Annotated in this window: 24 protein-coding genes; 1 reads left to right on the top strand and 23 read right to left on the bottom strand. The window is 52.2% G+C overall.

Going from position 1 to position 23,663, the window contains the following annotated elements; all coding sequences use genetic code 11:
* Positions 1-7: 7 nt before the first annotated feature.
* Both KNO70_RS02035 and KNO70_RS02030 read right to left on the bottom strand, forming a co-directional pair.
* Positions 8-736, bottom strand: a complete 729-nt coding sequence (locus KNO70_RS02035; protein WP_159562879.1) for a DUF3784 domain-containing protein — start codon at positions 734-736, stop codon at positions 8-10.
* A 97-nt stretch (positions 737-833) separates the two neighbouring features.
* Complete coding sequence (locus KNO70_RS02030; protein WP_214687437.1) at positions 834-2,075, bottom strand: UDP-glucose dehydrogenase family protein; 1,242 nt, start codon at positions 2,073-2,075, stop codon at positions 834-836.
* Between the two features lie 104 nt (positions 2,076-2,179).
* Here KNO70_RS02030 and KNO70_RS02025 point away from each other — a divergent pair, with 104 nt between their 5' ends.
* A complete protein-coding gene (locus tag KNO70_RS02025; RefSeq protein WP_214811006.1) occupies positions 2,180-2,440 on the top strand; it encodes a hypothetical protein in 261 nt (86 codons plus the stop codon).
* A gap of 143 nt (positions 2,441-2,583) precedes the next feature.
* On the opposite strand, the gene KNO70_RS02020 is transcribed toward KNO70_RS02025, so the two are convergent.
* From KNO70_RS02020 to KNO70_RS01920, 21 genes are all read right to left on the bottom strand, one after another.
* Complete coding sequence (locus tag KNO70_RS02020) at positions 2,584-3,000, bottom strand: GNAT family N-acetyltransferase (protein WP_214811004.1); 417 nt, start codon at positions 2,998-3,000, stop codon at positions 2,584-2,586.
* Positions 3,000-3,938 carry a glycoside hydrolase family protein gene (locus KNO70_RS02015; RefSeq protein ID WP_214811002.1) on the bottom strand — a complete coding sequence of 313 codons (939 nt, stop codon included), beginning with the start codon at positions 3,936-3,938 and terminating at the stop codon, positions 3,000-3,002. Before KNO70_RS02015 ends, KNO70_RS02020 begins: the two co-directional genes overlap by 1 nt.
* On the bottom strand, positions 3,935-4,909 hold the full coding sequence (locus tag KNO70_RS02010) for a glycoside hydrolase family protein (protein ID WP_214730277.1): 975 nt from the start codon (positions 4,907-4,909) through the stop codon (positions 3,935-3,937). Before KNO70_RS02010 ends, KNO70_RS02015 begins: the two co-directional genes overlap by 4 nt.
* 39 nt (positions 4,910-4,948) lie before the next feature.
* Entirely contained in the window at positions 4,949-5,647 is a 699-nt protein-coding gene (locus tag KNO70_RS02005) for a WbqC family protein (RefSeq protein ID WP_214811000.1), read from the bottom strand.
* A 14-nt stretch (positions 5,648-5,661) separates the two neighbouring features.
* Positions 5,662-6,642, bottom strand: coding sequence for a glycosyltransferase (locus tag KNO70_RS02000; RefSeq protein WP_214810997.1), 981 nt, complete (start codon positions 6,640-6,642; stop codon positions 5,662-5,664).
* A 42-nt stretch (positions 6,643-6,684) separates the two neighbouring features.
* Positions 6,685-7,737 carry a dTDP-glucose 4,6-dehydratase gene (gene rfbB / locus KNO70_RS01995; RefSeq protein WP_214810995.1) on the bottom strand — a complete coding sequence of 351 codons (1,053 nt, stop codon included), beginning with the start codon at positions 7,735-7,737 and terminating at the stop codon, positions 6,685-6,687.
* Positions 7,643-8,614 (bottom strand): glucose-1-phosphate thymidylyltransferase RfbA, encoded by a 972-nt coding sequence (rfbA, locus tag KNO70_RS01990; protein WP_214810990.1) that lies wholly within the window; start codon positions 8,612-8,614, stop codon positions 7,643-7,645. Before rfbA ends, rfbB begins: the two co-directional genes overlap by 95 nt.
* A complete protein-coding gene (locus KNO70_RS01985; protein ID WP_214685927.1) occupies positions 8,611-9,732 on the bottom strand; it encodes a DegT/DnrJ/EryC1/StrS family aminotransferase in 1,122 nt (373 codons plus the stop codon). The genes rfbA and KNO70_RS01985 overlap by 4 nt, the downstream gene beginning before the upstream one ends.
* A 26-nt stretch (positions 9,733-9,758) precedes the next feature.
* Positions 9,759-10,736 (bottom strand): glycosyltransferase family 2 protein, encoded by a 978-nt coding sequence (locus KNO70_RS01980; protein WP_214810988.1) that lies wholly within the window; start codon positions 10,734-10,736, stop codon positions 9,759-9,761.
* A 14-nt stretch (positions 10,737-10,750) separates the two neighbouring features.
* Positions 10,751-11,863 (bottom strand): polysaccharide biosynthesis C-terminal domain-containing protein, encoded by a 1,113-nt coding sequence (locus tag KNO70_RS01975; RefSeq protein WP_214685930.1) that lies wholly within the window; start codon positions 11,861-11,863, stop codon positions 10,751-10,753.
* Entirely contained in the window at positions 11,827-13,083 is a 1,257-nt protein-coding gene (locus KNO70_RS01970; RefSeq protein ID WP_251026420.1) for an ATP-grasp domain-containing protein, read from the bottom strand. Before KNO70_RS01970 ends, KNO70_RS01975 begins: the two co-directional genes overlap by 37 nt.
* A complete protein-coding gene (locus KNO70_RS01965; protein WP_214685933.1) occupies positions 12,992-14,269 on the bottom strand; it encodes a glycosyltransferase family 4 protein in 1,278 nt (425 codons plus the stop codon). The genes KNO70_RS01970 and KNO70_RS01965 overlap by 92 nt, the downstream gene beginning before the upstream one ends.
* The gene (locus tag KNO70_RS01960) at positions 14,233-15,276 is read right to left on the bottom strand and encodes a polysaccharide biosynthesis protein (protein WP_047794890.1); all 1,044 of its coding nucleotides are present in this window, start codon (positions 15,274-15,276) and stop codon (positions 14,233-14,235) included. The genes KNO70_RS01965 and KNO70_RS01960 overlap by 37 nt, the downstream gene beginning before the upstream one ends.
* A gap of 106 nt (positions 15,277-15,382) precedes the next feature.
* Positions 15,383-16,021, bottom strand: a complete 639-nt coding sequence (locus tag KNO70_RS01955) for a sugar transferase (protein ID WP_214757922.1) — start codon at positions 16,019-16,021, stop codon at positions 15,383-15,385.
* A gap of 3 nt (positions 16,022-16,024) precedes the next feature.
* Entirely contained in the window at positions 16,025-17,176 is a 1,152-nt protein-coding gene (gene wecB, locus KNO70_RS01950; RefSeq protein WP_078147563.1) for a non-hydrolyzing UDP-N-acetylglucosamine 2-epimerase, read from the bottom strand.
* Positions 17,177-17,187: 11 nt separating this feature from the next.
* Positions 17,188-18,750, bottom strand: a complete 1,563-nt coding sequence (locus tag KNO70_RS01945) for an oligosaccharide flippase family protein (protein ID WP_214685935.1) — start codon at positions 18,748-18,750, stop codon at positions 17,188-17,190.
* 18 nt (positions 18,751-18,768) lie between these two features.
* Positions 18,769-19,815 (bottom strand): EpsG family protein, encoded by a 1,047-nt coding sequence (locus KNO70_RS01940; protein WP_214810986.1) that lies wholly within the window; start codon positions 19,813-19,815, stop codon positions 18,769-18,771.
* Positions 19,816-19,830: 15 nt separating this feature from the next.
* The gene (locus KNO70_RS01935) at positions 19,831-20,757 is read right to left on the bottom strand and encodes a glycosyltransferase family 2 protein (RefSeq protein WP_214810985.1); all 927 of its coding nucleotides are present in this window, start codon (positions 20,755-20,757) and stop codon (positions 19,831-19,833) included.
* Positions 20,754-21,968, bottom strand: a complete 1,215-nt coding sequence (locus KNO70_RS01930; RefSeq protein WP_214810983.1) for a glycosyltransferase — start codon at positions 21,966-21,968, stop codon at positions 20,754-20,756. Before KNO70_RS01930 ends, KNO70_RS01935 begins: the two co-directional genes overlap by 4 nt.
* 10 nt (positions 21,969-21,978) lie before the next feature.
* On the bottom strand, positions 21,979-22,677 hold the full coding sequence (locus KNO70_RS01925) for a CpsD/CapB family tyrosine-protein kinase (RefSeq protein ID WP_078147568.1): 699 nt from the start codon (positions 22,675-22,677) through the stop codon (positions 21,979-21,981).
* Positions 22,643-23,401, bottom strand: coding sequence for a YveK family protein (locus tag KNO70_RS01920; protein ID WP_214690489.1), 759 nt, complete (start codon positions 23,399-23,401; stop codon positions 22,643-22,645). The genes KNO70_RS01925 and KNO70_RS01920 overlap by 35 nt, the downstream gene beginning before the upstream one ends.
* Positions 23,402-23,663 lie beyond the last annotated feature (262 nt).

The following is a 23,663-nucleotide window of genomic DNA, read 5'->3' as shown; positions in this document are numbered from 1 at the left end:
CCTTTTTTCAGCGTGAACGAATGTCCTCATATAACTGCCTCGTTTCTTTAAACGAAGACTGATTGAGATAGATTGTTTTGTCTGACCAATCGAGTCGGATCACCGGCTCGACATCACGGTCGATAAAGAGGAGTACATCCTCCCCTGCTTCCGTCCGAAAATGTCCGGTCAGACGCGTTCCCGTATCTGCTCCGTTCGTTCGACGCGCGATATCCGGCAATGTCGTCCATGTCACGTCTTCCACTTCATCAAACGGGACCTCACGACCATAACTGCCTTCAATCACGATCGCTTCATCCGTCACGATCACTTCAGTCGGTTGACTGAACCAAAACATGAGCGCCGGCACACCGACGAGTAATACGACAGAGACGATGATGATTGGAATGAGACGTTTTTTCCCATCTGGCCTCAAGCGCCCCGCTCCATCGTAGATGTTACCGTCATAGCGCTGCATCCGCCAAAGCATCCCGACAATGAATACCATCAGGGCGAGAAAGAACGGCTCGAGCGGAACGTTCCAACCAGACAGTTCGATGAGCGCAATGATGAGAAAAAGCGCACTAATCCCGTAACACATCCAGGCAATCAGTCGCGCCACTTTTTTGATGTCGACCCGCTCCTGTTTCTCTTTCGACATTGTATTGTATCCAGAGATCAAGTGATACCAACCGAGCCTGTCAACCGCGAAGCCTAACGCGATGACGATTCCTGCTGCTAGAATGAGAATCCACATATGCCTCGCCTCCTCTCCTTTCTATACGTCATGACTGCTACAAAAGATTCACGTCTCGCAAAAACAGGACCGCCTATATGAGCGGTCCTGAACAGTTTTAGTTTGAAGTCGGTGTGTTCGACGGACGTTGCATCCGTCCGATTCCTTCGTATGACACATCGCCCGGATCGCGTGCGAACTTCCATGCGTTTCGTGCATCGATCAATCGACGCTGGCGCATGCCGTTGAAAGCATCCGGTGCCAAGTTCACGATCTCATCCCATTCTGTGACGAGAATGGCATAATCGGCTCCCTTCAGCGCCTCTTCGACCGTCGTCGCTTGTGGATAGTCCCACGTCGCAATCGGATCATACCCGATGACGTCTACGTTACGGGCCACCATGTGGTGAGCGAGTAGAATTGATGGGGCATCTCGCATATCGTCTGTTCCTGGTTTGAATGCCAAACCAAGGATAGCCACGCGCATGTTCGGTTCAACGTTCAATTTTGAGAGCACGTACTCGATTTGCGTCTCATTCACTTTCGTCGCCGCCCGGATGACACGTAGATCGATCTCGTTTTCACTCGCGACGTGTAGGAGTGCGTTCATGTCTTTCGGGAAGCACGAACCTCCGTACCCGATGCCCGCGTTCAAGAACGAACGCCCAATTCGCGGATCGAGTCCCATCCCGTCCGCAATCGTCGAAATGTCAGCGCCAGCTTGATCGGCTAGACGCGACAAGTCGTTCATGAAGCTAATTTTCGTGGCCAAAAAGGCGTTCGAGGCGTATTTGATGAGTTCTGCATTGATCGGTGTTGTACAGATGAGCGGAACGCCAAGGCGTCCGTAGATTCCTGCCAACTCTTCTGCGACTTCGAAGTTTACACACCCGATGACGACCCGGTGTGGTTTCATGACATCTGCGAGCGCGCGTCCTTCTTGTAAAAATTCCGGTACGATTGCAAACGTATGAGAGGGATACATGATGTTCAGTAAATCTGTCGTGCCGGGTGGGACCGAGCTACGAATGACGATTTTATGCTTCGTGTTTAGTTCCGATAGGACTGCTTCGATATAAGATAAGTCACAGCTTCCATCCGACTTGCTCGGTGTCCCGACCGCAAGAATCAAATAGTCGACCTGCTCCGTATCCGCGATTCGGCTTGTCAGGGTGATCTGGTCGGCGTGCTCTTGCAACACCTCTGCCATGCCTGGTTCATGGAATGGTGGGTGTCCACTCATGAGAAGACGTAGCTTCTCTTCGTCCGCTTCAACCCCGATGACGTGATGACCGGCTTTTGCCAAACCACAAAGTGTAGCCAATCCAACGTATCCTAAACCAATAATTCCAAATTTCACATCAGTTCCTCCTTCAATCATCTTTTATAAGCGTACCGAAACACGCCGAAGAAGTGAAGCTTCTAACACTCTCTCGATGTTCTTTGCTATAATGAGTCAAAATGATGGGTGAAAGGACAAACCGCATGGGCTTAATCGCTTTCTTCTTAGTGACATTGTTCGTTTATTTTTGGCTTCCGGTCCGGGGGAGACTGAAAACCTTTTTGCTAGTCTTGATCATGGTGAGCGGATGGCTCTCCATTTTTGAACTCGTCTCGATTCTCGAAGCCCATCCATGGGTCATCGCGCCAATCCTGATCATCGTTGGATCGGTGATTTGGAAAGTACAACGTGATCGGAAACGAGAGCTCAAGAAAAGTGTTTGACCTCGGTCAGGCGCTTTTTCTTTTTGTCGTATTCGATAAAGCTTATCAGTTTCCTGCATTCATCAAAAAATCCTCGTACGATGGACGAGGATCAGCTTCGACTTGTGTTTAAATTTCTTTACAACACGAGATATGGATTCGTTTCACAACACACACTCCATGACGAGCACATCACCCGTTCGGTCGAGCTCGCTGAAGCCGTGCCGCATGTAGAAGGCAATCGCCCGTTCGTTCGTTGCCTCGACGTGCAAGTGAATCTTCCTTTTGTTCGTCTCGATTGCTTCTTCGCATAACGCTTCCAATAAGGCGTGCCCACTACCGGACGGCGCTTTCGGCAACACGCAAATATGGCTGATGAAGACGATGTCCGTATCCATGTATGCTGCGATTAGCCCGACGAGACACCCGTCATTCCAAATTTCATATGACGTCGCCCGTTCGTAGAGCTTCAAAGCGTATGGCTCTAGCGCTACCCGCTCCGACAGCTTGGTCGGGAACAGGTGATCACACGCCTCAAGATGCGCCACATAGTCAGAGACCGTCCCTTGGTCGCGAGTCATCATACGTCCTCCAAAATTGCGACACCAAATCCATGTCGCCCAAACTCGTTCCCGTTATAGAGAAGATAGTGCCGACCTCCCCACTCGAAGACATGCGGATAACACTCCATGTCCGCGTCCCACCCGTCGGAACTTCGCTCGAAGACGAGCGCCGCATCATCCCGCGTCCAGTCCAACAGATTTTCCGAATAGGCGTAACCTAATCGATATCCGCGTAACGGGTCGGTCCGAAAGCCGAATGTGTCTCGAAAACAGAAGATCATATGGTAACGTCCGTCCGCTTCGAACACGGTCGGAAGCGCCTGACTCTCGTCCGCAATCGTATCCGAAACGATTCTTCCGTGACGCTTGAACGACTGTCCATCTTCTGACGTGGCGAGCGCAATCTTATACGTTCGTTCCTGGACGCCATCCGGCCCCTCTTTCCATGTCGTCCCGTAAATGTAATACATATAGTATTGTTCCCGTGTGACGACAAAGGGGTCGCCGACGAGAAACGGTTCCTCGATGCTCGCCGATAATACGGGCCCGTCTCCGAGTCGTTCGAACGTCTCTCCCTCGTCCCGACTGACAGAGAGGCCAATCCCCGTTTCGACAGCTACCGAGTCACGACGGCTCCAGCCACTCGTATAGCCATAAAGCCCATCACGCGTCCGCGTGACGTGAAATGGGAAGATCCCGTGTTCGTCGAACGTCCCCCGTTTTCCAAGGGGGATGATCTCATCTGTGGACACGTCGATGATGTTGAAATCACGTGTCATGTCCACGTATCGGACGTGGCTCTTGAACATGTCACCGTCCGGTTCACGGGTCGAGAAATAGATGCGCACAAAATCCTCGAAGACGAGCGCCTGAGGGGACTGGGCGAACGAGGAGTACTCCCCGAAAAATCCGTACGGCGCCGGGTCGAAGATGTGTCCGAGTTTCTTCCACTTCATCTCGCTCCCTCCTTGCGCTCCGCGATGCCGAATCCTTCTCGTCCGACTTCATTGCCCAAGTAAAGTAAATATCGTTTCCCGTTCAACGTGAACGTATGGGGGTAGGCGACCATCTCGTCATCGAATCCTGATTCTGTCCGCGAGAACTTCATCACGTCATCGTCACGCGTCCAATGGAGGAAATCCGGAGAAGAGGCATATCCGATTCGATACGTCCGCTCTGGATTTTTCCGATAATCGGTCGCGTCCCGGTAACAGAAAAACATATGATAGCGCCCATCTTCATAAAAGACGTCTGGACTAGCCTGCGCCTCATTTGGAAGTACGCTTTCAATCAAATCGCGTCCCGCCTTCACCCACGTGACCCCGTCCTTCGACGTGGCCAACCGGATCTTATACACCGGTTCCGGACGTTCGCCATCCATGATCCACTCTCGTCCGGCGATATAGAACAACACCCACGTGTCCTGAAAACGTCGAATCTTCGGTCCGCTCAAGATGAAGGGTTCATCGAGTGTATACGATAAGATTGGTCCTGGACCGACGCGCTCGAACGTACGTCCGCCGTCCCGACTGATGGCTTTTCCGATATTCACATTAAACGGAACGGACACCGTACGCGTCCAGCCCCCGTAATAGGCATGCACCTCATCCCCGACCTCAATCGCCGAAAACGGATAGACACCAAACTCGTCGAACGTCCCACGTGCACCGAGCTCCAATATCGGTCGTTCACTCACCCGAAGAATCGAGAAATCCTCTTTTGCGACATCCACATACCCGCTGTGACTGACGTATCGTCCATCGATCGGCTTCGGTCGACAGCTGAAGTAGATCCGCAAATAGGTATCGCGTTCCAACACACAAGGTCCTTGTGCGAACGCATCCATCCAGTCGAGTGATGCGTCTCGCTGAGGGCTGAAGAATAGACGTCGATTGGTCCATTCAAATGATGTGTTCAACGTGTTCATCCCCTTTCCTCTAATCGTTGCGTCCTCTATCTCGCCTGATTAGACGAGTGTATAGGCGTGGAGCAATTCACGCACTTTCGTCTTCGAATTGAACATCAAGACATCGATGATGGACAAGTTGGGTGTGAACGGATGACCAAATTGAGCATATTCCACCGCATCCATCTGGATAAAATCAAGCGGCACCCCGGATTCCGCAAACCGCTGTTTGTCATAAAGTTCCTGCCCGCCGATCGCATTGATATAATGCGAGGTACGCAAGTGATGACAAATCTCGAGCACCAGTTGTTCACACTTCAGCGACTTGTCGTAGTCGAGCGAGGAGGCGACCAATAACTCCGTATCCATCTCGAGATAGTCACGCACTTCCGTCAATAACGTTTCTAGATAAGTGGCGACATTGCGTTCCTGATTTTGAATGATTCGTTCCACCATCGGCATGACGTCGGCATAACTTGGTGCGCGTTGATATGCATGGTGTAATAAGCGCAGTTGATAGCTCTCATGAACTGGATCGAGAATCCGCTCATGCTCACGGATCGTACGATGTTGTGTCATATGATCGATTTTCAGATGGATCGGTTTGATATGTCCCTCGACCAAAATGCGGTTTCGATGAATCCATCCTCGTTTCGCAAATTGCACATGGTCCAAGATGACGAACTGGTCCACCGCGTTCATCAATTGAATATAACCGAGGTATGGGAAGTAGTACGGCTGCATAATCCCTAATTTCATTTGAGCCGCCTCCCTTAGCCCAGCTGGAACGAGCGCATGCGAATCAACCACTCCATCAAGTGCGGATGTCGTACCATCAAGTAGGGACGTAGCCGCTCTCTCCCGACGAAACGCTCCACATATCGGTCATACCGGGGAGACTTCAGCGCTTGAAAATCTCGTCGGAGCCGATGCAAGCCGACTTCGAACGATAAGCGAGAGATTTCGATTTCTTGATGAAATCTGCCATCCGTATAGGAATCGAATGCATCCATCATTCGGATGAATGCCTCCATCCGCTCAATATCGCGCTCCCTGTTTCGTTGACGCCACTTGGTGGTGACCGACCCGGACACACCGAATCGATATACGCTCATCACCTCAGGCATGTAGTAGGCGTAACCTTGGCTTGCGACGTGCAGTTTGAGCGCGCCGTCGAAGGCGGGCGTATCGCCGATCCAATCTAACAGATCGTCTGTCAGTCCATTCCGGTACAGCATGGACATCGTCGGAATGAAACCGAGTAGCTGTAACTCCCCGGCATGATAGGTCCGCGGCTCCGTCGAGGCATACTTTCTGTTTTCAGGCATCCACGGGATGACGCGCCATCCGGTATGGAGTGTGTCGTCCGTTTCGACATACGCATCATGAAAACAGAGCGTACAGTCCGGATGGGCTTCCATATAGTCGACTTGTTTCTGCAACTTGTGTGGGTCGGTCCAGTAGTCGTCCCCGTCACAAAGGGCGATGTACTTGCCACGCGCCCTCTCTTCGTTTAACAGATTCACCATGACCCCTTGAGAATATTGGTTTTCCGTTTGATAGATGACCCGAATCCGGTCCGGATGCTGTTCTTCATATTCGCGCACGATGTCCGCCGTCCGATCCGTTGAGGCATCCTCATGAATCAGGATCTCGAAATCAAAATCCGTTTCCTGCATCAAGAATCCTTCAATCGTTTTGGCGATGTACGGTTCGTGGTTATACGTGATGCAGTCGATGCTGACCATCACCATGTCGATCCCCTCCTTTCCCCGGGACGATAGAACGACTCAGACTTAGGAAGAATAGATGTCTTGATAATAAGTTTTATACGCTCCCGAAACGATGCGCTCGACCCATTCCGGATGTGACCGGTACCATTCAATCGTCTCTTCGATTCCTTGTTCAAAACTGTAGCGTGGCACCCACCCGAGTTTGTCTTGCATTTTCTTCGCGTCAATGGCATAACGACGGTCGTGACCAGGGCGATCCGTCACGAATTGGATACGGTCATTGGGTAAGTCAAACGTCTGTAAAATCGTTCGGACGAGCTCCAGGTTCGTCTTCTCGTTATGTCCGCCGATGTTATAGACTTCTCCGACTCGTCCCTTTTGTCGAACGAGATCGATGGCTTCACAGTGGTCCTGCACATGTAACCAATCTCGGATATGTCCTCCGTCCCCATATACTGGGAGTAGTTGATCAGTCATACAATGGTGTACCATGAGCGGAATCAATTTCTCAGGGAATTGATACGGACCGTAATTGTTGCTGCAACGGGTGATCTTGATCGGTAAGCCGTACGTCTCATGATAGGAACGAACGAGCAAATCAGACCCGGCCTTCGAGGCGGAATAAGGACTGTTCGGGGCGAGGGGGGTCTCTTCAGTAAAGAATCCCGTCTCCCCTAGCGACCCATACACCTCATCCGTCGAGACATGGACGAAACAGACATTGTCTCGATAGTCTCGACTGTTTTTATCGTCCGGATCCCGTTTCCAATGCCGCATGGCCGCGTCGAGCAACACTTGTGTACCCAGGATATTCGTCGAGAGGAACAACTCCGGCTCAAGGATACTTCGGTCGACATGCGATTCCGCCGCAAAATGCACGACTTCGTCAATCTCAAAGAGAGAGAACAGTTCATCAATCGCTGGACGGTCACGGATGTCTACTTTCCGAAACACGTAGAGCGGGTCGTGCTCGAACGCTTGGACGTTCTCTAAATTGCCGGCATAGGTCAACGCGTCGACGTTAAGGATGCGTGACGTTGGATGTTTGTCCCGAAAGTGTTTTATGAAATTTGAACCGATGAACCCGGCTCCGCCAGTCACTAGGATCGTATGCATGGGTCTGTTCTCCCTCCTCTAGAAGCGATATCAAATACTGTCCGTAATCGGTCATCTTGAGCGTCTGACCGATGTCGGCCAATTGCTCTCGTGTGATGAACCCACGACGCCATGCAATCTCCTCCAGACATGCGATGTAATAACCTTGCCGTTCCTGTACTGTCTGTACGAAAATGGAGGCTTTAATCATCCCTTCAGGTGTCCCGGTATCGAGCCATGCCATCCCGCGACCGAACAAGACGACGTTCAACTCGCCTCGTTCCAAATACATTTGATTGATCGACGTGATCTCGAGCTCGCCGCGTGGCGACGGCTTCACTTGTTTCGCGAACTCGACGACTTGATTGTCATAAAAGTAGAGCCCTGGAACCGCATAATTGGATTTCGGGACCGCCGGCTTTTCTTCGATGGACAAGACACGACGGTCCGCATCGAACTCGACGACACCGAATGCCCGTGGGTCTTTGACCGGATACCCGAACACCGTCGCGCCTGACTGTCGCTCTTTCGCATCCTGTAAAAAGCGCGTCAAGTTCGGCCCATAGAAGACGTTATCCCCTAAGATGAGGCAAACGGAGTCGTCCCCGATGAACGATTCTCCTAGAATGAAGGCATCCGCGAGACCGACCGGACGCTCTTGTACTTGGTACGTAATCGAGATTCCAAGTTGATGCCCGTCACCGAACAGTCGCTCATACCCGGAGATGTCTTTCGGGGTCGAGATCAATAAAATCTCCTTGATGCCGGCGAGCATCAGCACCGACATCGGATAATAGATGAGGGGCTTGTCGTAGATCGGCAATAGCTGTTTCGAGACTGCTTTCGTCATCGGGTAGAGACGCGTCCCGTTCCCACCCGCTAGAATGATTCCTTTCATCGTTCATTCCCTCCTTCAAGGATTACGTCACAAATGCGGTCGACCATCTCCATTGTCATGTCCGGATAGAGCGGTAACGTGATCACCCGATCCGAGACGTACGTGGCGTTCGGTACGGATGCGTCGAATGCGTAGCAGGAAAAATCGGTCACGAGTGGATAAAAGTACTTCCGGGCGAGAATCCCATGCTGCGCTAAGGATGCCATCATGTCATCGCGTGCCGCTCTCCCTTTCTTGACGAGAACTGGATAGTACGCATAGTTGGACTCCGTCCGTTCATCCCGAAGGTTCAAGCGTAGAAACGAAGCGTCCGCTAAACGGGTGTCGTATCGCTCGACCAAACGTTTTCGCTTTTCAATGTCGGCATCGATCCGTGGGAGGTTGCACCGTCCCATCGCCGCCTGAAACTCGTTCATCTTGGCGTTGCCCCCGACCGATTCGACGGATTCTGGTCCGGTAATCCCAAAGTTGACGGCTTGATGAATCGCTTCGACGTAACGGGCATCCCGGAACGTGAGCGCACCACCCTCAATCGTGTGAAACACTTTTGTCGCATGAAAGCTGAACATCGTCAGGTCGCCGAACGTCGAGACGTCGCGCCCGTCTTGCCGGACACCGAACGCGTGCGCCGCATCGTAGAGGACATGAAGTCCATGGCGTTTTGCGAGTTGTTCGATCGCCTCCACGTCACATACGTTCCCATACACATGAACAGGTAGGATAGCCGTCGTCCATTCCGTGATCAACGCCTCGATTTTGTTGACGTCAATCGTGTAGTTTATCGGGTTGATGTCACAAAAGACAGGAGTGATCTGTTTTCGGATGAGCGCATGCGTCGTCGAGGCGAACGTGAATGGTGTCGTGATGACCTCACCCGTTAACCCGAGCACATCAATCGCCGTCTCGAGGGCCAGGTGACCGTTCGTCAATAAGGAGACGTGCGGGACGTTTAGACGCTGCTCTAACTCTTCTTCTAACGCTCGCACATGCTCGCCACGGTTGCTCAAGTGACGCGATTCCCAAAGGGGACGAATCATCTCGACATACGTATCAAAGTCCGGCATACTCGGTCGCGTGACGGGAATGACGGCATCTGTTTCTATATTTGAACCACTCATGGTGAAATCACCCCTTTTCCTTTCGTTCAAGCGAATGCCCGATTTCGTATTTTAATCAGCCACTCCGTTAAATGTGGCTGCTTGATCATCAAGTAAGGTCGGATTCGATCGATTCCGACGAATCGATTCAGATACGCGTCATATCGAGTAGAACGTAACGCATCATACTCCCCCTTCAATCGGTGGAGCCCCACTTCAAAGGAAATCCGGGACAACTCCAGCTCCTGATGGTATTTCCCATCGGTATAGGCATCAAATAAGTTGATGAAACGAATGAACTCCTCATGTCGCTTCACGTCACGTTCGACATTCCCCTCGTTCCAAATGGTCGTCGCCGACCCTTCGACTTCGTAGCGATAGACACTCATCACTTCCGGCATGTAGTAGGCGTATCCCCTGCTCGTGATATACAAGCGAATCGATGCATCTCGCGCCGGCGTCTCCTCGAGCCATCGCGGGGCGTCACGGAAATCGTTCACATACAACATGGACATCGTCGGAACGAACCCGAGTAACTGTAATTCTCCGGCATCATACGTCCGGGGCACGGATGAAGCGAGCTTTCGATTTTCCGGCATCCATGGAATGACGTGCCAATTCGTGTGGAGCTTCCCACCTGTCTCGACGTACGCATCGTGGAAACAAAGCGTACAGTCCGGATGGGCTTCCATATAGTCGACTTGTTTTTGCAATTTGTACGGGTCGGTCCAGTAATCATCGCCCTCACAAACCGCGATATATTTGCCGCGTGCCCGCTCCTCGTTCAACCGACCGATGAACACGCCTTTTGAATAGTGATTCTCCGTCTGATAGATGACGTTGAATTTTTCAGGATATTTCTGAACGTATTCCCGGATGATGTCTGCCGTCCGATCCGTCGAGGCGTCATCATGGATCAGAATCTCGACCTCGAAGTTCGTGCGCTGTGACAAAAAGCCTTCAATCGCCTGAGCGATGTACTTCTCGTGATTGTATGTGATGCAGTTGATGCTCACCATGACCATGATGAATCCCTCCTTTATGAGACTTCCGCGTCTTGTGCGACAGTGGCTCGATAGGTGTCCGGTTGACTCGCGTCGAACGGCTCGTTCACCCACATCACCGTCACTAAATCTTTCACGCCCGTGTTTTCGATATGATGGACGTAACCTGGCGGAATCTCGATGACTTCAAGCTGTTCTTCACTAACATGGAACGAGATGATTTGATCTTGGTCCATCAACCGGAGCCGAATCACGCCTTCACCGCTGACGACGATGAATTGTTCATGTTTCGACTCATGCCAGTGCTCCCCTTTTGTGATTCCGGGTTTGGCCACGTTGACGGAGACTTGACCACGGTCAGGCGTCTTGAACAGTTCTGTGAACGATCCCCTCACGTCTTGATGCATCAAGAGAGGCGTGACCATCCGTTCTTTCGGCAAGTAACTTAAGTACGTGCTGTACAGCTTTTTCGTAAAAGGATCCGATACATCCGGTACCCCTCTAGCCATTCGGACCGCTTCGAACGATTCAATCATTCGGGCAAGGTCGAATAATGTGATCTGGTGTGTCGGGACGTCTGAATCAGTGCTTTCTGTTTTATGCAGCGCCCCTACAAACGAGGCGACGACGTCATCGACATGGGCGAGCGTCAACACATGATTGGGATGCGTGACCGTGACGTCCTCTCCTCGTGCAATCTGATAACAAAACGTCGTAACCGCACTGTTATAGAATGGTCTCCCCCATTTGCCGAACAGGTTCGGGAGCCGATATATGTGAACCGGTGCCCCGCTCCGTTGACCGTACAGCCGCAAAATGTCCTCCGCTTCTCGTTTACTGTTTCCGTAAGGATTGTCTTGAGTCGCTTGAATCGACGAGGCAAAAAAGACGGGGACCGGATTATAGGACAGCAATTCGGTGGCGATCGCCTCGGTCAAGTCGACGTTTCCCGTCGTGAATTCTTCGACTCGTTCGGGACGGTTCACTCCGGCCACATGATAGACGGCGTCCGCTCGACGCAGATAGCTGCTTCGTTCCATGAATGAGGTCGAACGGGTGATCGGGAGGACGAGATGCCCAGCCCGCTCCAAGGCGTGAACGAGGTGTCTGCCTAAAAAACCGTTCGCACCGGTGACGACGATGTCCATGATTCTCCCTCCGTTTCTTCGGTTGACTTGATGTGTAAGGTCAGCCATCGCCCGGGATGTTCGACGAGTCGAAGCATCGTCTCGACGTCTTCAAACTCCAGAATCAAACTACCGAGCGCTTGATTTGCCCCTTCGAAGCGAGGGACCACATCTCCGACGTTGTAATAGATGTTCGCTTGTCGAATCGTATATGCGTCCTCATCGAAATGGACACCCATGAACTGCCCCGTTTCTTGACTGCTGACGATGAAATAAGCGGACGGTACGGTGACCGGTTTCATCTCGAGCGTCACCGGCATCCCGAGTGCGACATCAATCGTCGCCTGAACCAAGTCGACGCCTGTCGCTTGTTCGATGATTTGTGGGATGTAATTCCCTCCGTTCCGTGGACCAATATCCATCAGATAGACGTCTTCTCCTTTGACGAAGACGTCGAAGTTGAACGCTCCTTGCTTGAAGCCGACTTCAGTCAACATACGTTGCAACGTCTGATGGACTCGCTCAAGCACGTGAGGCGGATGCACACTCGGAAAACTCGCACTGATCGGGGCGAACGGGTTGACTCCGTTCACGTTAAAGTGTCCGTTTCCGAAACAGCGAAACACTAACTCCCCGTTGACGACAAATCCATCACCTGCTAATTGATAGCCGTCTCGCGTAATGAACTCCTCCACGACCACTTCCTGATTGAATGACATCGTAAATGCCACTCGGAGATGGTGGCGAAGCTGCGCAATCCCCTTCCCACGACTCCATTTGTTGACCCCTTTACTCCCGGAGGCGTCGGCCGGTTTGATGATGTAATCACCTGTTCGCTCCCGTAACGTCTCGACCGCCGTTTCCACGTCGGTGAACGCAAAGGTTTTCGGGACGGCAAATCCATGTCGCTGTAGGAATGTCCGAAACTTCGCTTTATTCGTCAACGTTTCGACCGTTTCAAGTGAGTTCGTCACTAACCCGAGCGCTTCTCCAACATAGGCGGCCGTTCGCGCCGCCGGGTCGGACGCATAGGCGACAATCCCATCGATGCCTTCTTCTCTCGCGATGGCGAGGACTGCCTCCCGATCAAGGGTGCTCGTACAGTAATAGCGATCGGCCACGAGGCGACCTGGATTATCCGGTAGATAGTCACAGAGGACGGTGGATATCCCTTGTTGTTTCGCTTTTTGGATGATGGGAACTTGATGCATCGCTCCCCCGAGCAACAGCAGCTTCAGCATGGTGAGAATCTCCTTTGCGATAAAGTGGTTGGAGTAAATCGACATAGACGGCAGCCGTGTTGGCGTTCAATCTTGGCGTCACGAGTTCTTTCGATTGCTGTCCGTGGGTTGTCAATCGTTCGGGATGGTCGAGATAGTGTTTCAGTTCGGTCACGAGCGATGCCACGGTCGGTTCGCACTTGTAACAATTGATTCCTTCGTGAAGATGACGCGCGACGTTGTTGACGTCATGGCTGACGACGATTCCCATCCCCGACGCGCAGGCTTCAATGATGCTGATGTTCCCATTCGAATAAGTCGCCGGTAACACGAGAATATCTGAACTCCGGTAAACGAGATTCAATCCGTCCCACGACTCGATTTCGTCAAGGAACGTGACATCCTTCAACTGCTCGTCTTCGATATATCGTCGACATGCATCCGCGAGGTGTCCGTCGCGATTGAGCGACATGGAAAGATTCGGATATTCTTCTTTCAAGATTCGATACGCTTCTAAGGCGACGAGCGGTTGATAACGTTCAACTAAGCGATTGGCAAACAACAGATGAATCGAGTCGTTTGGTCCTTTCTGACGTAACGGGTGCGACATGTGCGTCTCGATATCGATCGGATAGGGTGCCGAGACGACTTGTTCGGAAGGAAAGCCGAGTTCCTTGATAAATTGATCACGTGCGACGTTCCCCATTCCAAAAATCAAATCGGTCCGCTTGAACAATCGATGAATCCGCGTCGTCTTGTGCAAGCCGTTCTCTCTTGTCAATAACGTCGATTCGCCGCTCGTCTCGCCCCGTACGTTTCGAATCGGTTCACTCATGACGACGACGCGCACCCCGAACAGTTTGACGATTTGTAAGAGCAGGGCATGGAACGGGGTGAAGCCGGCTAGTAGCAAGATATGCGGTCGAAATCGGATGAGTTGGAGAAAGACGTCGAACGAGAGATAGTTCGTCTTTTTCGAGAAATACGATCCTCTCAAGACGCGACAGCGTTTACCTAGTGGGATAATCCACCAGTCAGGTCGCTGATCGGTGATTTGTTTATAAAACCAAAACTCGGTATCAACGTGCTTTTGAAGCACGTCAGCGAATTTTACTTGATACGGGGAAGCGATGTTGGATAAGAAGACGAGTCGTTGTCTGGTCATCACGCTCACCCGATTCGTTTCGCGGAAGCGGGAATTGTCCATTTCGCGAGTTCTTCCTGGATGTAAGGTAATGTCAACAAGAGTTCCTTCACTTCCTCCACATCGAGCTGTCTCGTATTGTTCGAGTTGTACTCCCCTTGAGCCGTCAGTTCCTGGCTGCCTTCACTGAAGTACTTCTCGTAGTTCAAGTCTCGATTGTCGGCCGGGACGCGGAAGAATCCACCCATGTCTTCGGAGACGACTTTCTCTTCCCGGGTCATCAACGTCTCGAACGCTTTCTCGCCGTGGCGGGTCCCGATGACTTTGATGGGAAGATCGACCCCGAACAGTTGCTTCACCGCTTCGGCGAGTACACCAATCGTCGAGGCAGGTGATTTTTGGACCATGATGTCACCGGCATGCGCATGATGGAATGCGAAGACGACGAGCTCGACCGCATCGGCCAGGCTCATCAAGAAACGCGTCATGAGCGGATCGGTCACGGTGAGCGGTTCCCCTCTTTTAATCTGTTCCACGAATAATGGGATGACCGACCCACGCGAGGCCATCACGTTCCCGTAACGGGTCCCGCAGATGAGCGTCCGGTCTGGTCCGACCGCACGGGCCTTGGCGACGAAGACTTTTTCCATCATCGCTTTGGAGATCCCCATCGCATTGATCGGGTAGGCCGCCTTATCCGTCGAGAGACAGATGACCTTCTCCACACCCGCTTCGACGGCGGCATTCAAAACATTTTCCGTACCGAGAATATTCGTCTTCACCGCCTCGATCGGGAAAAACTCACACGAGGGAACTTGCTTCAGTGCCGCCGCATGGAAGACGTAATCGACGCCGTACATGGCATTTTTGACGCTGTTCGGGTCCCTTACATCACCAATGTAGAATTTTAACTTGTCATGATGATAGCGGTTGCGAATGTCTTCTTGTTTCTTCTCATCCCGTGAAAAGATGCGAATCTCTTTGATGTTCGTATCGAGGAATCGCTCCATCACGGCATTGCCGAACGATCCCGTCCCACCCGTGATGAGCAATGTTTTGTTGGAAAACATAAGAAGGCTCCTTTCGTAGATGTCTAGTCTCAGATGTAGGAAGAGCGGTATGTCATCATTTACCCGGTTGGTCTCACTTAAATTGGTAACTTAATGGAAACCGTTATCATTTTTTCGCAACATGCATCATCTTCTTTTCTTCAGACAACGGGCTCGGTGGGGGTGCCCCTTCCACGATTCCTTCCCGGAGCAAGACGTTCCGAACGGTCAAGGCGATACAGCGCAGGTCGAACCAAAAGCTCATCTGGCGCACGTACTCCCCGTCAAGTTTCGCCTTCACCTCAATCGGAAGCTCATCTCGACCCTTCACCTGTGCCCACCCGGTCAGCCCCGGTAGCGCTTCTGTCGCGCCCACTTGTCGACGGGCCTCGACCAAGTCATCTTGATTCCACAGTGCGGGTCTCGGTCCGACGATGGCCATCTCGCCTTTTAAAATGTTGACGAGCTGTGGCAATTCATCGAGACTCGTCTTGCGAAGAAACGCCCCGACGCGCGTGATGTGTTTCGTGGAGTCGTTAAACAGATGTGTCGGGACATCGTTCGGGGTGTCCTGATGCATCGTCCGGAACTTATACATCCAAAAGCGTGTCTCCCGTAACCCGATGCGCTTTTGTTTGAAGAAAACGGGACCCGGCGAATCGATTTTGATCAAGAGGGCGATGAGGAGCAGGAACGGTGCGAGAAGAAGGAGCGCCACTCCGCTGAGCGTCCCGTCGAAGATTCGTTTGAACGTCATATAGTCCATGGCTCACACCTCTTTCTTCTCGGTCGACACCGTGTGCTGTTTCCACACCTCTCGCATCACATAGTCCGTGTAGGACAACAAGATGCGCAGCACCTTATCAGAGACGTTCGGCATGGCGTAATCGCTCACGAGTCGCATCGAGCCATCCGTCTCTTCTAAGATTCGAAGCGCCTGCAGCACTCGCTCCCGCTTCAATCCGACCATCATCGCCGCCCCTTCCTCCATCGCCTCCGGACGTTCATGCGCTTGGCGGATATTCAATCCTTTGATTCCAAGAATCGAACTCTCTTCACTAATCGTGCCGCTGTCCGACAACACGGCCTTCGCATGGAGTTGCAGGTGGACGTAGTCACTGAAGCCGAGCGGTTTGAGGGTACGAATGTTCGGATGGAGACGCACCCCGCTCTCACGAATACGTTTTGCCGTCCGGGGGTGGGTGCTGACGATGAGTGGAAGCTGGTACGTGGTCGCGACCGCATTGAGCGTGTCGACGAGATCGAAGAAGTTCTCGTCATCACTGATGTTTTCATCGCGATGGGCCGATACGACGAAATAGGCATCTCGCTCCAAGTCGAGCTGCTCGAGCACGTCTGACCGCTCGATCTTATCCCGTTGACGGTGGAGTACCTCGTACATCGGGCTCCCCGTCTTGATGATGCGGTCCGCCGGTAACCCTTCACGAAGTAGATACTCGCGTGCGATATCGCTATAGGTCAGGTTGATGTCGGCGATATGGTCGACGATGCGACGATTCGTTTCCTCCGGGACCCGTTCGTCAAAACAACGATTCCCCGCCTCCATGTGAAAGATGGGGATGTGGTGGCGTTTTGCGGCGATGGCTGCGAGACAGCTGTTCGTGTCCCCGAGTAACAAGACCGCGTCCGGACGAACAGATGCGAGCACGGGATCGATGGTGATGAGGATATTCCCAATCGTCGCCATCGGACCATCCGCCGAGGCGTCTAACACATAATCCGGTGTCCGGAGTCCGAAGTCTTCAAAGAAAATCTCATTCAATTCATAGTCATAGTTTTGTCCCGTATGAACGAGCACATGATCGATTGCCTCGGAGGCTTCGAGACGTGCCATCACGGCGGACAATCGAATGATTTCGGGTCTGGTCCCAACAATCGTCATAACCTTGAGTCGTTTCATCTTGTTCCCTCCTAGGATGTGTGGTGAATGGATAGGATGCGTAGTTTCAATTGAGCGAACACTTGGCGGAACATGGTTTTCTCCGTCTCATCAAATGCGAGTCCCCACATGATTACGGCGTAAATACTGATGAGCACGATTCCCTTCACCCCGAAGCCGAACCAATTCGAGGACGGGAAGAAGAACTGGATCCCCCAGCCGATGAGCGTGTACAGGAGAATACCGGGCAAGAGCTTCAGATGGCACTTGCGGAAAAAGTCGAGGATGTCGAGACCGAGGACCCGATGGTAAATCACGTTCATATAGAAGACGAGTCCGACGATGTTGCCGATACAAATGGCGATGGCCGCACCGATCGGACCAAAGTGTGGAATCAACAGTGGTGAGAGTGTCATACTGATGGCGGCCACGATGAGGGCAGCGAACGCCCGATACTTCACTTTGTTCTCGGCAATGAGTGTCGTATTGCCGATGTCTTGCGTCAACGTGATCACACTCGGTGCAATCAAGAGAAGGGCGATGACGTAGGAGTCGGTGAAGTCTGGTCCGACCCATAGGTGCATGAACTCGCGACCGAGGATGAAAAACGAGGCGAGGATGAGTCCGACGATATACAGTTGAATCCGGCCGATGCGGACGAAGAGGTACCCGATGGCCTCACGATCGTTTCGGGACAACATCCGACTGACCTTCGGAAGGAATAAGTAACCGAGCGAGGCCGCGATGGTCCAGACATACCCTTCGATGACCATCCCGACGGAAAAGAGGGCAATCGAGGCACTGCCTGCTAGAATCCCCAGTAGGCTCGGGGTGATGTTCAACACGAAGCGTTGGGCGACGAGCGTGATCGTGCTCCAGGACGTGAAGCTAAAGATGTCCCGATAAATCCCCTTCTCTCGATTCTGAAAGTTGGCACGGACGAGAGTCTTGCGCCGAATGAAGACGTACTCGATGAGTAAGACGATGGTGCCGACCAACGCATTGACGATGACGAGGGCATACAACCCATAGCCGAGAAGAAGCGCGGTGACCATCAAAGCGACCGTCCCGACCTTCTCAGCGAGATGCAGGGCACTCGAGAAGAGGAATTGTTCATGGGATACGAGAATGCCAGAGAATGGCTTCGTCGGGAACGAGACGACGATGAACAGTCCCGCGATCACATAGAGGACTTTCAACTGTTCGAGCTCGGTCGCCGTCAAACTCGAGTAAATCGAGTCCAAGAAGAAGTAGACGACGGTGAGGATGAGGAAGAGGACGAGCGAGATGGCGATGAACAGTTTATAGGCGATGCCTAAAAATCGTCCTGCCCGCTCGTGGTCCCCCTCCGCCATATACTTGCTCATGAATCGTGAGACGGCCGCATCGAGCCCGAAGTCCATCGCAAACATACTGATGAGCGAGATGGTCAGCATATACAACCCGTAACTCGCCTGCCCGATCTCATGAATCATCCACGGCGTATAGATGAGACCGGATAAGATGCCGAAAAAGATTTGCGTGTAGGACATGACCGCCCCGATCTTGATTTTGCGGTTACTGGCTGCCTCGTCTAGCGTCATGCGTGTCGACATATGCTTCACCTCCTCGTGTTACCAAAAGAACGAATACACCGGCGCTTCGCGAATGAACAAGAGACCGAGCAACATGACCGCCGAGTAATAGACGACGAGTCGTTCCCGCCGCTCGAACGTGCCGACAATCTCCGGAATCATCAACAGCAGGAAGAGCGAGAAGTATTGGACGAGCCTCATCATGGATGGGTTCAAGAACGTCAACGGCAAGAGACAGGCGGCGAGTAACAGCGCATTGAAGAAATGGATGGCAGATGGATTGTTCGCTAGAATTTGATCTTTTCGCCATAATGCTACGAAGAGGACGGAGAGCAACATCAGACTGAAGTTGACCGCCCCGGCGCCGTCCATGGCGCTGTACGTATCGTAGCCAGACACTTGGACGAGCAGGTCGAAGAATGGATTCCGGAAGACGAACAATCCGACGATGACCCCGAACATGGTCATCACATACGCCTTGGTCAGTTGCTTGTTCGCTAAAAAGTAGAACGGGACGAAGATGAGCGAAGATTTATGAATCGTCATGGCGATGCATACGAGCAGGAGGAACCAGCCCAACTTCCGCGCCCGCACGAAATGGTAGCCGACGAGCACGACGAGCGCGGTCGCCACCGTTTGCCGTAACCCGGTGACGGCGAAGAATTCGTAGAAGAGGACCGAAAAGAGCAGGAAGCTGATGAGCGGTTCGCTCGAGTATTTGTAGATGAAATAGCCGAGCGGGATCATGAAGATCATCGCGATGAGAACGAGATACACTTGATAGTCCGTGATCACGTACTGGATGAGACGTTGGAACAGGTAGAACCCCGGGTCCTCGCTCTCCGTGAAGACGATTTCAAAGAAACGGTCGGTGAACGCACCGAGCGGCAACGTTTGCGACTGCAGGAAGAGTGCCTTGTACTGCGCCGTATCGGCCCCGACCGTGACGTCTCGGAAGCCTGACAAGACGATCCATTGAATCGTGGCGAACGATACGAACCAAGCCCGGCGACTCGGAATCTCGTGACGGATCAACAACATTCCCCAACCGACCAACAGCGCCATATTGACTAAATAGATCGTCATCTCCATCCCTCCTTTCTAGCGATAGATCAGATTGGTCATCCCCCGATATAGAGACAGCAGGTTTGAAAACAAGATGCCGTTCCAGCGAAGCCACCGATATTCCATCGGTCCAAAGTAACGATTCACATCATGTGTCGTTAAGTACTGTTCCCGTACGTCCGCCGCATTTTCCTTGAACGTGTGTTTCAGAATGATGGCGGTCAATTCCTCTCCGTTATCACGCACCTCGACGTCCTGGAGTAGCCGCTTCAAATAGCGATTCGATTCCATCGTGGCTCGATGTGCGATTTTTTTCGTCTGTTGCTCGCCGTGAATCCGTGAATAGACGAGCGGCTCACGCATCACGTAAAAGTCGAACCCATCGAGCGCCAACTCGACCCAGCAGATCCAGTCTTGAATGAAGCGGTCCTCTAACGAAAAACGCCGATGTTCGAACGCTTGTCGCGGAATCAAGAGCGCGCATCCGTTCAAAGTCGACGACAACAACAAATGACGGAACATGTCCTGACTCGAATAGAATCCGCTCACTTTCCGTTGCACCCGTCGGATCGCCTCCCCATTTTCGTCAATGAACGCCGTCCCTGTGACGACGATAGTCTGGTTCATCGGGAGATGTTGCTCGCGCAATACGGCGAGCTGTCGTTCGATCTTTGTCGGCGCATACACGTCATCGTGGCTGAGCCAAGAGAAATAGTCTCCGTTCATCTCTTCAATTCCACGATTCAACGCACTCGAGACGCCCCCATTCTCCTTTTCCACGTAGCGAATTCGCTTACCGTAACTTGTCGCAATCGCCGCCGTTTTCCCGTCATCAGTCGAACCGTCGTTGACGACGATCACTTCAATCGAAGGATGCGTCTGGGCCAAGGCGCTGTCGATACATGTCCGTAAATAATCGCTCCCGTTATAGACAGGGATGATGATGGATACGAGTGGTGTCATAAAGCGTTCCTCACTTTCTCGGTTTGCAGCTCCTCGTACACGTGCAGGTAATCCTGTGCCCGGTCGAACAAGTCGAACCGTTGACGCGCTTCGTTCGCACAAGCGATTCGTGAGATCGAGGCGTGATGAAGACGATCGAGTCCGTCCATCACATCGTTGACCGATCGTGTGGCGACGACGACGCCGGTTCGTTCGGTCACGAGTTCCGGACTGGCCGTGGAATCGAGGACGAGGACTGGCGTGCCACAGGCGAGTGCCTCTGCCGTCACGTTTCCAAATGATTCTTCCTCTGACAGGTTCAACAAGACGTCTGCCGCGGCATAGTACGAAGCCAATTCGCTCGGGTCATGTGTCTCTTGAATGTGAAGCACATTCGCCGGCAGATCATGTTGTTCTGGCATCTGTCCGACTAAGACGATTTGGTCGGACGGTCTGGCCTTGGCCAACTCTATGAATGCAGACAATCCTTTCGCCTCGGTCCAATGGCTTGCCACCCCGAGAAGAATGTGTTGTCCCGTCAACCCGAGGCGTGCCCGAAGTGGGCCTGGCTCTTTCGGCATGAACGTCTCCAAATCGACCCAGTTGTGGATGCGACGAATGATGGACGCATGTTGCAGAATCGAGAAGTGGGCTTCCATCGTGATCCAATCCGACACTCCCACTATTGCCAAGCGTGGAATGGCGTCGTACCATTTACGCTTGTCCGTCAACATCTCGCCGGTCCGGTCTAAAAACCAGCTCGGGATGTCTTCTTTTAAGAGTGGACACTGTCCACACCCGTCCTTCCAGCGCTCACACCCGACCGCCGTATAGTGGGTACATTTCCCGGTGAATAGCCAGCAGTCGTGAAGCGTCATGACGGTGGCGATGTCCTGCTTCGCCAAATACTCAAACAACGTTTGAAGATGAAGGTAATTGGCGTGAAGATTATGAAGATGAACCACGTCCGGTCGAAAGCTGTCCATGAAGGCAATCAAGTCAGCGGTCGACCGTTTGGACGTATATCCTTGACGCCCCGTCACGCGGGCGTGGAGCGCATGTCGCTTCGTTTCCCACGCCTGTCCAACCACCACACTCGTCTCGGTCACTGGTCCGGTCGCATGAGCGATTCGGACGTGGTGTCCAGAAGAGGCATGAACGGATGCAAGCTCTTTACACATCCGACCGGTGCTTTTCACTTCGTTGATGGCATTGATGTGAAGAATATTCATGTCCGACACCTCACTCGTATGCGTAGTAGGTGTTCGTATTACGAGAAGAACGCTTGTTGAGCACGAGTCCGAGAAGTTGTGACCCGGTCCGTTCAAGTTGTTCTTTCGCCTTCAGGACGAGCTGACGATCTGAGTTCTCGCAGCCGATCACGAGAATCGTCCCGTCGGATACGTTGGCCAACAGTCGAGCATCGGCGACGTGCATCATCGGAGGCGTATCGACGATCACGATGTCAAACTGCTCACGCAAATCACTGAGGAGGTCCGTCATGCGTGACGAGGCGATCAACTCGGTCGGATTCGGTGGGATTGGACCGGCCGCAAGCAAAGTCAGGCGCGGGATATCCGTTTTTTGAAGCGCATGTTCGAGGGTGACCCGACCGGCCAATACGGTAGATAGTCCCGCATGGGCTGACAACTGGAACGTTTGGTGTGCCGTCGGTTTGCGCATATCACAATCGAGGATGACGACATTTTTTCCGAGTTGCGCATAGACGACCCCTAGGTTCGCCGCCGTGGTCGACTTCCCTTCCCCAGACGAGGCGGATGTGATGGTGATCATCTGTAATTTATGACCGACGGACGTGAACTCCAGATTGGTTCGAATCGTCCGATATTGTTCAGAGATCGGTGACTTCGGATTCGCCAACGTGACGAGATCCCGTTTTTTATAATCAAGACGATTGGCGTTCTTTTTTCGACCGAACATGCGAAACGTCTCCTTTCACTTGGGGTGTCGCTTCCTTCACATTTTTCGTTTTCAAATCCCGACGTTCGATTGTCGGAATCGACCCGATGACCGGCAAGTCCAGCAACCGTTCCGCTTCTTGCTCGTTCCGGATGCGTTTATCAAAGACGTGGCGTAACAGACCGATGAATCCACCTAACAAGAATCCGGCGAATAGACCGATTGCCGTGTTGAGCAGCACGTTCGGTGAGACAGGAGCTTCCGGAATTTCGGCTGGAGATAAAATTCGAACGTTGTCGATGTTCATCAAATCCGGGATTTCAGAAACGAACACTTCACTGATCACATTGGCCGTTTCCGCTGCCACGACCGGATCGTTCGCGGTGACGAACACATTGATGACTTGCGATTCCTCTTCACTTTCTACGGTGAGCGCATCTGAGAGCGGGTCTGGTGCGCTCGGCACCTGTTCTTTGACTTTTTCAAGAACAGCCGGGCTCTTCATGATGACGCGATACGTATTGACGAGTGAGAGCGAGGATAACACTTCCGAACTGTCTACGCGGTTGTCTTCTTGTTGTGTAACGAGTAGCACTTGTGTGGACGCCTCATATTTCGGCTGGATGAATGAAGTGCTCAAATAGTAAGCTAAGAGTCCGACGAGAACCATACTCACGAACATCCATTTCTTACTTTTCTTTAGAACTTCCACGAGATCGCCCACGATCGTCGTTTGTTCCTTCATGTTGGTTTCCTCCCTACAGACAGATTAAATGACCGAAATCAGGCGCAGGTTAACTGTAGTACCTTCTTACCCCCTTCATCTTGATAATTGAAAAGAAGGATTTATCATTTTTTCGCAACATCATGTCATGATGCCGTTCCGCTTTCTTCTTTTACGTTGCAGTCTTGAAGATAAAACAAAAAAGTGAGGGTTAGCCCCTCACTTTTTAAATTCATCGCTGATACGACATACGTGATGTAATTATCTTCTTTGTATGAAATAC

The organism is Exiguobacterium sp. s181, assembly GCF_018617125.1.
Lineage (GTDB): Bacteria > Bacillota > Bacilli > Exiguobacteriales > Exiguobacteriaceae > Exiguobacterium > Exiguobacterium profundum.
Note: the sequence above shows the minus strand (reverse complement) of the source record. Positions and strands in the feature narration are given on the sequence as shown.

What these genes read in the sequence shown, in the direction of transcription:
- KNO70_RS02035 (WP_159562879.1), bottom strand. Translation starts at nt 736, where the DNA reads ATGTGGATTCTCATTCTAGCAGCAGGAATCGTCATCGCGTTAGGCTTC.
- KNO70_RS02025 (WP_214811006.1), top strand. Translation starts at nt 2,180, where the DNA reads ATGGGTGAAAGGACAAACCGCATGGGCTTAATCGCTTTCTTCTTAGTG.
- KNO70_RS02020 (WP_214811004.1), bottom strand. Translation starts at nt 3,000, where the DNA reads ATGACTCGCGACCAAGGGACGGTCTCTGACTATGTGGCGCATCTTGAG.
- KNO70_RS02015 (WP_214811002.1), bottom strand. Translation starts at nt 3,938, where the DNA reads ATGAAGTGGAAGAAACTCGGACACATCTTCGACCCGGCGCCGTACGGA.
- KNO70_RS02010 (WP_214730277.1), bottom strand. Translation starts at nt 4,909, where the DNA reads ATGAACACGTTGAACACATCATTTGAATGGACCAATCGACGTCTATTC.
- KNO70_RS02005 (WP_214811000.1), bottom strand. Translation starts at nt 5,647, where the DNA reads ATGAAATTAGGGATTATGCAGCCGTACTACTTCCCATACCTCGGTTAT.
- KNO70_RS02000 (WP_214810997.1), bottom strand. Translation starts at nt 6,642, where the DNA reads ATGGTGATGGTCAGCATCGACTGCATCACGTATAACCACGAACCGTAC.
- rfbB (WP_214810995.1), bottom strand. Translation starts at nt 7,737, where the DNA reads ATGCATACGATCCTAGTGACTGGCGGAGCCGGGTTCATCGGTTCAAAT.
- rfbA (WP_214810990.1), bottom strand. Translation starts at nt 8,614, where the DNA reads ATGAAAGGAATCATTCTAGCGGGTGGGAACGGGACGCGTCTCTACCCG.
- KNO70_RS01985 (WP_214685927.1), bottom strand. Translation starts at nt 9,732, where the DNA reads ATGAGTGGTTCAAATATAGAAACAGATGCCGTCATTCCCGTCACGCGA.
- KNO70_RS01980 (WP_214810988.1), bottom strand. Translation starts at nt 10,736, where the DNA reads ATGGTCATGGTGAGCATCAACTGCATCACATACAATCACGAGAAGTAC.
- KNO70_RS01975 (WP_214685930.1), bottom strand. Translation starts at nt 11,863, where the DNA reads ATGGACATCGTCGTCACCGGTGCGAACGGTTTTTTAGGCAGACACCTC.
- KNO70_RS01970 (WP_251026420.1), bottom strand. Translation starts at nt 13,083, where the DNA reads ATGCTGAAGCTGCTGTTGCTCGGGGGAGCGATGCATCAAGTTCCCATC.
- KNO70_RS01965 (WP_214685933.1), bottom strand. Translation starts at nt 14,269, where the DNA reads ATGGACAATTCCCGCTTCCGCGAAACGAATCGGGTGAGCGTGATGACC.
- KNO70_RS01960 (WP_047794890.1), bottom strand. Translation starts at nt 15,276, where the DNA reads ATGTTTTCCAACAAAACATTGCTCATCACGGGTGGGACGGGATCGTTC.
- KNO70_RS01955 (WP_214757922.1), bottom strand. Translation starts at nt 16,021, where the DNA reads ATGGACTATATGACGTTCAAACGAATCTTCGACGGGACGCTCAGCGGA.
- wecB (WP_078147563.1), bottom strand. Translation starts at nt 17,176, where the DNA reads ATGAAACGACTCAAGGTTATGACGATTGTTGGGACCAGACCCGAAATC.
- KNO70_RS01945 (WP_214685935.1), bottom strand. Translation starts at nt 18,750, where the DNA reads ATGTCGACACGCATGACGCTAGACGAGGCAGCCAGTAACCGCAAAATC.
- KNO70_RS01940 (WP_214810986.1), bottom strand. Translation starts at nt 19,815, where the DNA reads ATGACGATCTATTTAGTCAATATGGCGCTGTTGGTCGGTTGGGGAATG.
- KNO70_RS01935 (WP_214810985.1), bottom strand. Translation starts at nt 20,757, where the DNA reads ATGACACCACTCGTATCCATCATCATCCCTGTCTATAACGGGAGCGAT.
- KNO70_RS01930 (WP_214810983.1), bottom strand. Translation starts at nt 21,968, where the DNA reads ATGAATATTCTTCACATCAATGCCATCAACGAAGTGAAAAGCACCGGT.
- KNO70_RS01925 (WP_078147568.1), bottom strand. Translation starts at nt 22,677, where the DNA reads ATGTTCGGTCGAAAAAAGAACGCCAATCGTCTTGATTATAAAAAACGG.
- KNO70_RS01920 (WP_214690489.1), bottom strand. Translation starts at nt 23,401, where the DNA reads ATGAAGGAACAAACGACGATCGTGGGCGATCTCGTGGAAGTTCTAAAG.